This window comes from Myroides sp. LoEW2-1, assembly GCF_009767705.1.
GTDB classification, from domain to species: domain Bacteria; phylum Bacteroidota; class Bacteroidia; order Flavobacteriales; family Flavobacteriaceae; genus Flavobacterium; species Flavobacterium album_A.
This window is the reverse complement of sequence record NZ_WSPP01000063.1, coordinates 12,490-25,576: the sequence shown is the minus strand read 5'-3', so window position 1 is coordinate 25,576 and position 13,087 is coordinate 12,490. Positions and strand designations below refer to the sequence as shown.

Genomic DNA, 13,087 nt, shown 5'->3' with positions numbered 1-13,087 from the left:
ACAAAACAATCATGAATAGCGCAAATAAAATATTAAAATATACATTATACTCAGCAATGGTCACAGGAGGTTTATTAGTAACCTCTTGTGCTCCACAGTCAAAGTATAGAGCTCCTAAATTAGACGTTCCTGATCACTATAGAGGTCAAGATACTCTAACGATGGCAAGTGACTCTACAAGTATCGCAGATATTCCATGGAGAGAGTTCTTTGAAGATGAACAATTAATTGAACTAATTGACAAAGGCTTAGCTCATAACTTCGATATGTTAGATGCTATTAAAAACCTGGAAATTGCCAATCAAAGAGCAAAACAAGCAAAACACGAATGGCTGCCTTCTCTTAATGCCGATTTAGGAAATGTAAATTACCAATATAAATCTAAGAATTACTATGGTTCTGCTTCGGGGAATTACTATGACCACAAAGGCAAAGAAGCTCCTGAGAATATGTATGTAAACTCAGCTCAATATACTTCTGCCCTATCGCTAAGTTGGGAATTAGATATTTGGGGAAAAATTAGAAGTAAGAGTGCTGCAGCATTAGCGGAATACCTACAAACAACAGAGGCTACAAAAGCTGTACAAACAGAGTTAATAGCCAGTATTGTGGAAGGATACTACAACTTACTGCTTTTGGATGCACAAATGGAAGTTGCCCAAACCAACTATGATCTGACTAAAAATACACTGAAGATAGTCGAGCTTCAAAGAGATGCTGGACAAATTACTTCTTTGGCTATTCAACAAACGAAAAACCAGATGTTGGTTGCCAAAGCGTTAATTCCATCTCTAAAACAACAAATTGCCAATCAGGAAAATGCGCTTTCACTTCTAACTGGACAATTGCCAAATGAAATAGAAAGAAATACGAAACTGGCAGATGCCAAGGCGAATGAAACACTTGCTACAGGAGTTCCCTTATATATGCTAAGCCAAAGACCTGATGTTCAATCTGCCGAATTAGACTTAAAAGCGAAGAATGCTTTAGTTGGCGTAGCACAAACAAGTAGATACCCTTCTTTGTCTATTGACGTTACAGGGGGATTAAACAGTATGTTGGGCAAGAACTGGTTCAATATTCCAGGGTCGCTCTTCGGAGGTTTAATAGGTGAAGTGGCTGCTCCTATCTTCAACAAAAGAAAGCTGAAAACTGATTTTAAAGTTGCTAAGATAGAAAGAGAACGATCTGAAATCAACTTACAGAAAACTGTTTACGGTGCAATAGCTGAAGTGACTGATGCTTTGATTAACTTACAGACCATCGACGAACAGATAGACATTGCACAAGAGCAAGTAACTACGTCAAGATTGGGAGTTAAACAATCTAACTTACTATTTAACAGTGGATATGCAACTTATATTGAGGTTATCAATGCACAAAAAAACTTGTTAGACAGTGAATTAAACTTGAATAAATTTAAACAAGCCAAATTACTATCACGTGTGAACTTATACAAAGCACTTGGTGGTGGTTGGAAATAATAAACAGTCTATCCTTTATTTATCATTCAAACAAGATAAATAAAGGCACTGTTAGAATAGCCAAACTCACAAACAACAAAACACGCCTTAAAAGACTGCTATACAGCAGTCTTTTTTTATTAGTCAATATACTAAATACACTCTTTTTTTTAATAATACACAAAGTATATCTCACCCCAAGAAGACTTGGTTGATTGCAACACAATATCGACCAGACGACTGCTATTAGTTTGCCTATCCTCTGATGAAATGCAAAAAAAAGAGAAACTACTTTGGAGCAGTTTCTCTTTTGATTCTCTATGATTCAAGGATACTATCGTATTCCTGCTTGATTCAAATAATTGTGATATCGCGCACTATTAGCATTGTGTTGTGCCAATGTTCTTGCAAACTCATGGTAACCAGGTCTATCAACACTTGCGCAAAAATAGATATAATCGTGCTCTTCTGGATTCAAAACAGCATCTATTGAAGTCTTGTCTGACATGGCAATTGGTCCAGGAGGTAGCCCTGCGTTTCTATATGTATTATATGGAGAGTCTAACTCTTTGTGTTTATTATATACGCGGTATATTTTTTGTTCAAAATCCCCTGTGTGAAGCTTATGTGCATACACAAGTGTAGGGTCAGCCTGTAATGGCATACCAATCTTTAATCTATTTAGATATGCTCCTGCCACTTTAGGTCTTTCATCTGCTTTTACCGTTTCTTTTTGTACAATAGACGCCAAAATAGAAACTTCAATTGGAGTCAACCCTATCGCCTTAGCCTTAGCCAATCGTTCTTCATTCCAAAAGCGAACATATTCACTTTGCAACTTATTTCTCAATTTAATTGGACTAACGTTCCAATAAAACTCATAAGTATCCGGTAAAAAGATAACAAGTGCATTCTCTTGTGTGAATCCGTTGTCAGATAAAAACTTCTTATTCAAAAATGTTTCCAACAAAGCAAGACTATCTGCTTCGATTTGACTCGAAATACGACCTGCCAAATTCTCTATTCGCTCTTGATTATTGAAAGTTACTCGTGTCGGTTTATTATCTCTCAAAGCCTGAATAATGTCGTAGTTATTCATGCCATTTCTCAACTGAAATCGACCATTGATAACAAGTGCATCATAGTTTCTCTGTTCCGCAATAGTCTTGAAACTTTCAACATCTTTCAAATAAGGAGATAGCATACTCACCACTTTTTCAAAGTTGTCAGTTTCTGCAACGTAGATGTATTCCTTCTCGTTCCACCCTTCAAGATTGCTATTAAATGCCTTACCATACCAGATGTACAAATATCCCAAGAGACCAAAGGCTCCTAAAACAGCGATTAAAGTTATAATGTTCTTTACTTTCATTATTCTTGTTAAAAAATTAATTGATATAAACCTTCGTCTTTGTATTGATTTCCTTTGCGAGTCCACGCTTTTTTGATACCTACTAACTCAAAACCAGCACTTTCAAATAGGTTAATACTCGCCTTATTATCAGTAGATATATTTGTATATAACTGATTCAAATATAAGTGATTTTCTCCATATTGAATCATTAAATCTAAAGCCTCTGTACCGATGCCTTTTCCCCTTTCTTGTTCATACTGAATTACAATTCCAACACCAGCGCGGTTATTCTGAGGATCGTAATCGAATAGATCAATTAAGCCCAATGTCTTATGAGTTTCTCGATGGCAAATTACCAATCTAAGTTGTTTGGCTTCGTAAATATCTTGATGGGCATTTTCTAAATATTGCTTAATGAGAAATCGACTATAAGGCGTTTGTGTATTGCTCACTTCCCATAGCTTCACATCGTTTTCAATTAAAAAAATAAACTCCAAATCTTCAGGCTCTAAAGCGCGTAGATAGATCAATTCCCCTTGAATAAACATTGTATATTAATTATTAAAAGTACCTTGGAAAACAAACTCTGCAGGTCCCGTTAAGTAAACATTTGTATAGGTATTGTCGCGTTTGTCAAAACTAATAGACAACTCCCCTCCTTCTACTTCAATGACAATGTCATTTGCATCAGCCTTTCCTTGGTGATACATGGCGATAGCTACTGCAGTGGCACCTGTTCCACACGACAGTGTTTCATCTTCAACTCCGCGTTCAAATGTTCGGATTCTAAAGCGATTCGGACCTTCTTGTTCAACAAAGTTTACATTGGTTCCAAAAGGAGCATACCTTTCGCTTTCTCTTATGGCTTTGCCTTTTACAAAAACGCCATATCTATCTAATTCACGAACCACCTCAACATGATGTGGAGATCCTGTATTTAAAAAGCTGAATTTCTTTTCTACATGAACCTTATCCACATCTATCATTTGCAAAGAAACTAATCCTTCACTACTGATTTTAGCAGTGTGCTCTCCGTCTACTGCAATAAAGCGACATTGGTTTTGAATCACACCTAAGTCCTTTGCAAAAGCGACAATACATCTTCCTCCATTACCACACATACTACTTTGCTTGCCATCCGCATTAAAATATACCATTTTGAAATCAAAATCTCTATCATTCTCCAATAGAATAAGACCATCGGCCCCTATACCAAATCGTCTGTCACACAACAACTCAATTAACTCCTGATTAGCCTTAGGAAAGTGGCTATCTCTGTTATCTATCATAACGAAATCATTACCTGTTCCCTGATATTTATAAAATTTCAACATATACTCTACGGTTTGATAAAAAGCAAATTTACAAATTAAGTTGTTAATCTCACTATGTTAAGTCTTGGTTAAACAACTTCGAAATCACTATTTCCTTTTTTATTTTTACATATCAAATCAATAAGCTTTTAGTTAATTATGAAGAAAACAATCAGTTTATTATTCCTATGCATCTTCAGTGGTGCAATAACCCTTGGAGGTTACAAATACTTTTTTGAAAATAAGTCAATTCCGACTTTAGAACAAACTGCTAATTCAGAGCACACTCTGCCGTTAAAAACCTCTTCCATTGCTGGTAGTGCTGCACCGACAGATTTCACTCAAGCAGCAGAAAACACAGTAAATGCTGTTGTTCACGTTAAGAATTTGAGTTATACACGCACCAGAAGTAATTCGCTACTGGAATTCTTTTACGGATACAAGGGAGAAACACAAGCTCAAGTAGGAATGGGTTCAGGAGTAATCATCACAGAAGATGGCTATATCGTAACCAATAATCACGTAATAGCTAATGCTTCAGAACTTGAGGTGACCTTAAACGACAACCAGACCTATAAAGCAAAGCTTATTGGTACAGACAAACAAATGGACATTGCTTTATTAAAAATAGAAGCAGATAAGAAACTACCGTACTTGGTATTTGGAGATTCGGATAACCTAAGACTTGGAGAATGGGTCATCGCTGTAGGTAATCCATTTAACCTTACCTCTACTGTAACCACGGGTATCGTATCAGCTAAAGCACGTAACCTATCCAAATCAGGTATTCAATCCTTTATACAAACAGATGCAGTAATCAACCCAGGTAATAGTGGTGGTGCCCTTGTTAATACCCGAGGAGAACTTATAGGTATCAATACAATGATTTCTTCCAATACTGGTTCGTACGTCGGATATGCTTTTGCTGTCCCGTCCAATATTACCAAAAAAATAATTGAAGATTTATTAGAATATGGCGATGTGCAACAGGCCGTGTTAGGTGTTTCAGGTTTTGAACTAAACAACCTTATAGCAAAAGATCTAAAGATCGAACAAACGCATGGTTTTTACATACAAGATGTAGTAAAGCAATCCGATGCTGAAAAGGTAGGCTTAACTAAAGGTGATATCATCACGCAGATCAATAGCAAGCCAATCAAAACTTTTGTAGATATAAAATCCATTCTAAACACCAAAAGACCACAAGACAAAGTAGAAGTTACCTACATTAGAAATGGTCAGAGCAAAACAGATATGGTCGCGCTTATCAAAGCACAATCCCAACAAGTAAGTTACAATGGTTTTGAATTTGAAGAAATAACTGAACAAGAAAGAGAAAGACTTAAGATCAATTACGGTCTAAAAATCACTAAAGTAGACAACCCTAATTACGCACCATATAAAGACGAACTTGAACAAGGGATACTCCTATCTATAAATGGGCAAAGAGTACAAAACACTGCCCAAGCTAAAATGCTATTCGACAAAATAGTAAATTCACAAAAAATAAAGCTTGAAGTTATTAGTTCTTCGGGTGAACTAATAAGAATACTACTTTAAATCCAAATAATCATTTAAAAGACTTCGAAAGAGGTCTTTTTATTTTTAACTCTTGATTTATTCGACAAAAAAGCAGACTTTTGCACTAATTTTATACAACACAATCTTATAATGAAAAATACAAGTTTATACGAAAAGGAATTGGCTTTTCAAGCAGATCGCAGAAAAGCATGTGTAGAGTTCATCAAAATCGTTAGCGATTTATGGTATGATAAATCTATTGAACTTTTAATGTTCCGCAATCAACTAATTGACCGTAGTGTTAGCGACATTATTAATCTTCATGAGTATGCTGCAAAATTTGTAGGAAAACCAATTAACATTTTCGACTCTGTAGAAATCGCTAAAGCTATTCAACAAGCTGATTTACCGCCTTCAAGAATAGATATCGGAAGACTGACTTACGAATACCACTTAGAAGACAATAAACACAATAATGCTTTAGGTTTCGTTGTAAGTAAATTAAAAGATGCTAAAGAAACTGAACAAATCGTACCAAAAGATGTTGTATTATATGGATTTGGACGTATTGGTCGTTTATTAGCTCGTGAATTAATGAATAAAATTGGTAAAGGACAACAAATGCGTCTTAGAGCAATTGTAACTCGTGATAAAAACGATCCAATTCTTTTAGAAAAACGCGCTTCTTTACTTAAATATGACTCAGTACACGGTGACTTTGAAGGTTCTGTAATCGCCGATCATGAAAACAATGCTTTAATCATCAATGGTACAACAGTACACATGATTTCTGCAGGTTCTCCAGAAGAAATTGACTATACACAATACGATATTGACAATGCTTTAATCATCGATAATACTGGTGCTTTTAAAACAGATGAAGATCTAAAACGCCACTTGTCATCGAAAGGTGCTTCTAAAGTATTGTTAACTGCTCCTGGTAAAGGTGTTCCAAACATCGTTCACGGAGTAAATCACACAGAATACGATCCAGCTCAAGTAGATATTTGGTCTGCAGCATCTTGTACTACAAATGCTATTACACCTATCTTAAAAGTAATGGAAGACAACTTCGGTGTGGTAAAAGGACACTTAGAGACAATCCACGCTTATACAAATGACCAAAACTTAGTAGACAATATGCACAAAAAATACCGTCGTGGTAGAGCTGCTGCACTAAACATGGTTATTACTGAAACAGGTGCTGGAAGCGCTGTTGCTAAGGCTTTACCTTCTTTAGCTGGTAAATTAACTTCAAATGCTATCCGTGTACCAGTTCCTAACGGATCATTAGTGGTATTAAACTTAGAAGTAGAAAAAAATACTACAGTTGAGGAGTTAAACGAAACAATGCGCAAGGCCGCTCTTAATGGTGATTTAGTAGAGCAAATCAAATATTCAATCAACAACGAACTTGTATCATCTGATATTGTTGGTACTTCGGCTCCATCTATCTTTGATAGTAAAGCTACAATTGTATCAGCAGATGGTAAAAACGTTGTAATGTATGTTTGGTATGATAATGAATATGGTTACAGCCATCAAGTTATTCGCTTAGCTAAATACATCGCTCAAGTTAGACGTTATACTTACTATTAATAGATAGAAGTCATTCTATTACAAAAAATAGTTCAGCTTTTTAGCTGAACTATTTTTTTTTGTTATAAACTGTTTCTAAAAATGGTGTTACTAATCAAAATGAAGTGCATAAAAAAAGTCCTACTTTAAACAGTAGGACTTTGATATTTAATTAAGAATACATCTTTTCTCTTAACTCTTTTACTTTTGGATCATCTAAGTAATCGTCAAAAGTCATATATCTATCAATTACACCATTTGGAGTTAATTCTAAAATACGAGTACCAACCGTCTGAGCAAACTCATGGTCATGCGTCGTTAATAGAATAGTCCCCTTAAAGTTCTTCAACGTATTGTTAAATGCTGTAATAGACTCCAAATCTAAGTGGTTTGTTGGCTCATCTAACATCAATACATTAGCTCTCATCATCATCATACGAGATAACATACAACGTACCTTTTCTCCTCCTGATAACACACGCCCAGTTTTAAGCGCTTCCTCTCCAGAGAAAATCATCTTTCCTAAGAAACCACGTACATAAACCTCATCTCTTTCTTCTTCTGTTTTAGCCCATTGGCGTAACCAGTCTACTAAAGTTAAGTCGTTATCAAAAAACTCGTGGTTTTCAACTGGCAAATAAGATTGAGTAGTAGTAATACCCCATTCAAACTTCCCTGCATCTGCTTGTTTATTTCCATTCAAAATTTCATAAAAAGCGGTTGTAGCACGAGAGTCTTTAGAAATAACAACTAACTTATCTCCTTTAGCCATGTTCAGATTCACATCCTTGAACAATACTTCTCCATCTACAGAAGCAGCAAGTCCTTCGATATTCAAGATTTGATCTCCTGCCTCTCTATCTTGATCAAAAATAATAGCAGGGTATCTTCTTGATGATGGTTTAATATCATCTAATTTTAATTTGTCAATCATTTTCTTACGAGAAGTAGCCTGTTTAGACTTTGCTACGTTCGCACTAAAACGACGAATAAACTCTTCCAATTCAGCCTTTTTCTCCTCTGCTTTCTTGTTTTGTTGAGCTCTTTGTTTAGCCGCTAATTGACTTGACTCGTACCAGAAAGTATAGTTACCAGAATAGTGGTTAATCTTACCAAAGTCAATATCAGATACATGCGTACACACAGCATCTAAAAAGTGACGGTCGTGAGATACAACAAGAACTGTATTTTCGTAATGAGCTAAGAAATTCTCTAACCAACCAATTGTCTCAAAATCCAAGTCGTTGGTAGGCTCATCCATGATCAACACGTCTGGATTACCAAATAAAGCCTGTGCTAATAATACACGTACCTTTAATTTAGCATCCATTTCCGCCATTGTCGTATAGTGAAACTCTTCGTTGATTCCCAAGTTAGATAACATAGTAGCTGCATCAGATTCAGCGTTCCATCCGCCCATCTCATCAAAGCGAATTTGCAACTCACCTATTCTATCAGCATTTTCATCTGTATAGTTTAGGTAAAGCTCATCCATCTCTTTCTTTACATTATACAAATCCTTGTTACCCATCATTACAGTTTCTAAAACTGTATACTCGTCAAACATATTGTGGTTCTGGTTAAGAACAGACATACGCTTTCCTGGTTCTAAAGAAACATGTCCTGATGTAGGATCTATCTCTCCAGATAATATTTTTAAGAATGTAGATTTACCAGCACCATTAGCACCAATAATCCCATAGCAGTTACCTTGTGTAAAAGTTACATTAACTTCGTCAAATAAAACTCGTTTACCAAACTGAACTGACAGATTCGAAACTGTTAACATTATTATCTATTGATTTAAATTGCCGACAAAATTAATAAAATTATCCCACATATAAGATTAATTCTCAATACTTCCTTAATATCGCATTTTAACAGCTTGTTAACGACGATTGCCAACATGAAAACTTACATTTGCTATAGCGCGCATTTTAAAAGACCAATTTAAGAGGCTTTTTATAACAATGAATATTCAAACTATAAGTAAAAATATATTTTTTGCTGTAATACCTATTACACTATCTGTTACTTCTTGTCAACCCAAATTTGACGATAGTGATTACAGTGCCTATTTTCAGGGTGAAATAGTAAACCCCAACAGTGACTATGTCTTATTTTGCAAAGACAATGAGGTCTTAGATACACTCTATTTAGACCAGCACAACAAGTTTTCACATAAGTTTGATTCATTGACTCCTGGGATGTATATCTACAGACACAGACCCGAATTTCAATATGTTTACTTGGACAAGAATGACAGTTTAAACCTTCGTTTGAATACTCGTGATTTTGACCATTCTATTATTTTTTCTGGACGTGGAGCTGAAAAGAATAATTTCTTGATGGCTTTAAACATGAAAAATCTTGTGGACGAAAACTATAAATACGAGAATTACGACTTGGAACCAGGAGTATTTCTTCGCAAGCTTGATTCAACGCACGCAGCAAGAACAACCTATTACCTTAGAAGTAAAACACTCATTGGGTGGTCTAATGACTTTGACATTTATGCTAAAGCAAAATTGGATTTACACTTTTTTGCTCAAAAGGAAATATACCCTTTAGCTCACTACATTAGAACAAATCAAGATATACGTCAAAATTTACCAGAAGATTACTACAGTTTTAGAAAGAAAATCAACTTCAACGAGGAAAGATTGATTAGTTATTCTTCTTATACCCGATACCTATCCATGATGCTCAACTCAGTAACCAATGAAACTGAAATTGATTTTGACGCATCGAGAAAATTTGATAAGAACATTGAAAAACTAAATATAGTAGATACTTTAATCAAGAATAAAAAAGTCAAAAATGCTATTTTAGACAATATTGCCTTTATATACTTATTAGAAGATCAGAACTTAAATAACAATGACAAATTCTTAGACCGATACTTCGAACTTTCTACAGATAAATCACAGCACGGGGAGATTATACAAATCCAAGAAGCTGTTCAAAATCTCAAATACGAAAAACGCTTGCCAAATGTTCCCTTAGTAAATACTGAAGGAATACCGGTAGAGGTAAACAATATAATAAGCAAACCAACCTTAATGTTTGTCTGGACCAAAAACACACTTGGTCACGCAGATGGTGCACACAGAAGAGCAATGCAGTTATTGGATCAAAATCCAGATATACAAATTATCTCTGTTTGCATTGATGGAGAGCACACTGAGTGGGTAAAGTTTGTCAGCAAGTATAAACATGCTAATTTAATTGAATTAAGGAGTACAGATTTTAATCAAATGAAAGACAAGTGGATCATTACAAAAATCCAAAGAAGTATTGTCTTAAACGCAGATGGTACAATTAAAAATGCATTTGTCAATATCTTTGACCGAAATATTGCAACAACGATAAAAGAAAAAAAGGAAGATTAATCTTCCTTTTTTCTTTTATAAACGTTTGATTAACTACTTTTTTTGCCAAAAAAGCTCAAGGGTTTTACTAACTCACTGTTCTGTATTTTGACAAACACAGGATAAATTGAAATACTTTACCCCACAAAAACTCTTTACATCAATGGCTTACCACCAAATTCTCTAAAGTACTCAATCTTACTTAAAAACATAGCTGCCATTTTCTCCGCTCTCCACTTCGCCTCATCGGCTATCTTACCTTCATATAGCTCATCAACTGTACCATTAAAGATTACTTTCCAAGTTTCGAAATGTTCAGTATTTACTGGTAACTGTGCGTGAGGAGGAAAAGGCTTACCTCTATAAGTGTATTCCTCTAATAAAATAGTCTGCCAAAAGCTGTACATTTTCTCTAAGTGCTCTGGCCATTTCCCTTCTAACTTACTATTAAAAATAGGCCCTATCATTTCATTTTCTTGTACTCGTCCATAAAAGGTATCGACAAGTATCTTGATATCTTCTAAAGTTTCTATATCCTTTTTCATCTTAAATTGCTTAATTTTACAAAAATTGTTCCAATTGAAAAAACTGTTTGCTAAGTACTTATTATGATTACAATTTCAATCTTAGGAGCTGGTAAAGTAGCTCATCATCTTATTCTAAATATCTTAGAACAAGACAACCTAACACTGCAACAAGTGTATGCACGAAGCAAAAACAAAGTTAACGACTTAGTTTCTGAGAATCAAATAATAACAGACATCAATTTGCTAAAGCCTGCAGATATTTTTATCATTGCAGTCAGCGATGATGCTATTGCAGAAGTGTCCAATGCCATTCCTTTTGACAATGCCTTTGTAGTTCATACTTCAGGTACACAGTCAATGGATATTATACAGAGAACAAACCGCAAAGGAGTACTTTATATGTTGCAAACCTTTTCGTATGACAAAGAAGTTGACTTTTCCAAAATGCCTTTTTGTTTAGAAGCGGCTAAACCTACTGACTTCAAACTACTGGATAAAATTGCCATTTGTTTCTCTGAAAAAGTATACAAGATTAGCTCTGAACAAAGAAAAGTAATTCATTTAGCGGCAGTATTTGTAAACAACTTTACTAATCACCTATGCACTTTGGCTGAAGACATCTGTAAGAAAAACAGCGTTCCCTTTGACATTCTCAAGCCACTAATAGCGGAAACTGCTGAGAAACTACAAGTACTTTCTCCAAAAGAAGCACAAACAGGACCTGCAGCAAGAAAGGATATAGGCACGATTGACAGTCATCTTCAAATGCTTGAAGGAACAAACGAAAAAGAAATTTATCAATTAATAACTAATTCAATACTAAATAGATAATGTCAAAACACTTCAAAGAAATAATGAATGACATCACTACGTTTATTTTAGACGTAGATGGTGTACTTACAGATGGTTCAGTACACGTAGCACAAGATGGCAACTTACTTAGAGTGATGAGTATCCGAGATGGGTATGCAATCAAAGCAGCAATCGAACACGGTTATAACGTATTTATCATCTCAGGAGGAAATAACGAAGGTGTGCGCATTAGATTGCAAAACTTAGGAGTTAAAGACATACACATGAGTGTATCTAATAAAGTTGAAGTATTCGATCAACTTCTTGCTAAATACAACCTTAACGCTGAAAACGTAATGTATATGGGTGATGACATACCAGACTACCACGTTATGCAAAAAGCGGCTCTACCTACTTGCCCACAAGATGCAGTACCAGAGGTAAAAAGTGTAGCTAAATACATTTCGCATGTCAATGGAGGAAAAGGCGCAGTAAGAGAAGTCATCGAACAAGTGATGAAAACACAACAAAAATGGTTTCAGCACTTTGATGCTAAATACGATTAATTAATTCACGCGAATGTTATCACAAATATTTAAAGATTACAATATTGTACTTGGTTCAAACTCACCAAGGCGAAAACAATATATGCAAGACTTGCAAATTCCTTTTACGGTAAGAGCATCGGATATTGATGAAACGTATCCAAGTACACTGCAAAGGGAAGCTATTACGGACTTTATCGCTAATGCAAAATCTCAAGCGATTCCACTATTGGCTCACAATGAAATAATCATTACCAGTGATACCACGGTTTGGAATAATCATACCTCTTTAGGAAAGCCTGTAGATCGTCAAGAGGCCTACACCATGATAAAGGGGATGTCTGGTAAACAACACGAAGTAATAACATCTGTGTGTCTAAGAAGCAAGAACAAAATCAAGATATTTAATTGTATTACTAAAGTTGATTTTATCGAATTGTCTGATGAGGCTATCTACTTTTATATAGATACATACAAACCCTATGACAAAGCTGGCGCTTATGGTATTCAGGAGTGGATTGGGCTTATAGGAATCTCTAAAATTGACGGTTCATATACCAATATCGTAGGATTACCTACAACAGAATTAGTACAAGAATTGATCGCTTTTATAAAAGAATAAT

At 35.2% G+C, this 13,087-nt stretch carries 12 protein-coding genes; 7 read left to right on the top strand and 5 right to left on the bottom strand.

Annotation, left to right across the window (positions count from 1 at the left end; all coding sequences use genetic code 11):
• The first annotated feature begins 11 nt into the window (after nucleotides 1–11).
• A complete protein-coding gene (locus GOQ24_RS04760) occupies nucleotides 12–1,484 on the top strand; it encodes an efflux transporter outer membrane subunit (protein ID WP_155091225.1) in 1,473 nt (490 codons plus the stop codon).
• A 313-nt stretch (nucleotides 1,485–1,797) separates the two neighbouring features.
• Here the strand turns inward: GOQ24_RS04760 and mltG are convergent, their stop codons facing one another.
• From mltG to dapF, 3 genes are read right to left on the bottom strand one after another with little or no spacing between them, the layout of a single operon-like run.
• On the bottom strand, nucleotides 1,798–2,835 hold the full coding sequence (gene mltG, locus GOQ24_RS04755; protein WP_155091224.1) for an endolytic transglycosylase MltG: 1,038 nt from the start codon (nucleotides 2,833–2,835) through the stop codon (nucleotides 1,798–1,800).
• An 8-nt stretch (nucleotides 2,836–2,843) separates the two neighbouring features.
• Nucleotides 2,844–3,365: a GNAT family N-acetyltransferase gene (locus GOQ24_RS04750; protein ID WP_160339216.1), complete on the bottom strand. Its 522-nt coding sequence runs from the start codon at nucleotides 3,363–3,365 to the stop codon at nucleotides 2,844–2,846.
• Between the two features lie 6 nt (nucleotides 3,366–3,371).
• Nucleotides 3,372–4,151, bottom strand: coding sequence for a diaminopimelate epimerase (dapF, locus tag GOQ24_RS04745; protein WP_155091222.1), 780 nt, complete (start codon nucleotides 4,149–4,151; stop codon nucleotides 3,372–3,374).
• Between the two features lie 138 nt (nucleotides 4,152–4,289).
• Between dapF and GOQ24_RS04740 the strand changes: the two genes are divergently transcribed.
• A complete protein-coding gene (locus GOQ24_RS04740) occupies nucleotides 4,290–5,690 on the top strand; it encodes a trypsin-like peptidase domain-containing protein (protein ID WP_160339215.1) in 1,401 nt (466 codons plus the stop codon).
• Nucleotides 5,691–5,801: 111 nt separating this feature from the next.
• Nucleotides 5,802–7,250: a glyceraldehyde-3-phosphate dehydrogenase gene (locus tag GOQ24_RS04735; RefSeq protein ID WP_155091220.1), complete on the top strand. Its 1,449-nt coding sequence runs from the start codon at nucleotides 5,802–5,804 to the stop codon at nucleotides 7,248–7,250.
• A 151-nt stretch (nucleotides 7,251–7,401) separates the two neighbouring features.
• Here the strand turns inward: GOQ24_RS04735 and GOQ24_RS04730 are convergent, their stop codons facing one another.
• Nucleotides 7,402–9,018, bottom strand: coding sequence for an ABC-F family ATP-binding cassette domain-containing protein (locus tag GOQ24_RS04730; protein WP_160339214.1), 1,617 nt, complete (start codon nucleotides 9,016–9,018; stop codon nucleotides 7,402–7,404).
• Between the two features lie 181 nt (nucleotides 9,019–9,199).
• On the opposite strand from GOQ24_RS04730, the gene GOQ24_RS04725 reads away from it, so the two are divergent.
• On the top strand, nucleotides 9,200–10,621 hold the full coding sequence (locus GOQ24_RS04725; RefSeq protein WP_160339213.1) for a TlpA family protein disulfide reductase: 1,422 nt from the start codon (nucleotides 9,200–9,202) through the stop codon (nucleotides 10,619–10,621).
• 134 nt (nucleotides 10,622–10,755) lie between these two features.
• On the opposite strand, the gene GOQ24_RS04720 is transcribed toward GOQ24_RS04725, so the two are convergent.
• The gene (locus GOQ24_RS04720; protein ID WP_155091217.1) at nucleotides 10,756–11,145 is read right to left on the bottom strand and encodes a group III truncated hemoglobin; all 390 of its coding nucleotides are present in this window, start codon (nucleotides 11,143–11,145) and stop codon (nucleotides 10,756–10,758) included.
• 63 nt (nucleotides 11,146–11,208) lie between these two features.
• Between GOQ24_RS04720 and GOQ24_RS04715 the strand changes: the two genes are divergently transcribed.
• From GOQ24_RS04715 to GOQ24_RS04705, 3 genes are read left to right on the top strand one after another with little or no spacing between them, the layout of a single operon-like run.
• Complete coding sequence (locus tag GOQ24_RS04715; protein WP_160339212.1) at nucleotides 11,209–11,958, top strand: Rossmann-like and DUF2520 domain-containing protein; 750 nt, start codon at nucleotides 11,209–11,211, stop codon at nucleotides 11,956–11,958.
• Nucleotides 11,958–12,485: a KdsC family phosphatase gene (locus GOQ24_RS04710; protein WP_155091215.1), complete on the top strand. Its 528-nt coding sequence runs from the start codon at nucleotides 11,958–11,960 to the stop codon at nucleotides 12,483–12,485. The genes GOQ24_RS04715 and GOQ24_RS04710 overlap by 1 nt, the downstream gene beginning before the upstream one ends.
• A 13-nt stretch (nucleotides 12,486–12,498) precedes the next feature.
• Nucleotides 12,499–13,086 (top strand): Maf family nucleotide pyrophosphatase, encoded by a 588-nt coding sequence (locus GOQ24_RS04705; protein ID WP_155091214.1) that lies wholly within the window; start codon nucleotides 12,499–12,501, stop codon nucleotides 13,084–13,086.
• Nucleotide 13,087 lies beyond the last annotated feature (1 nt).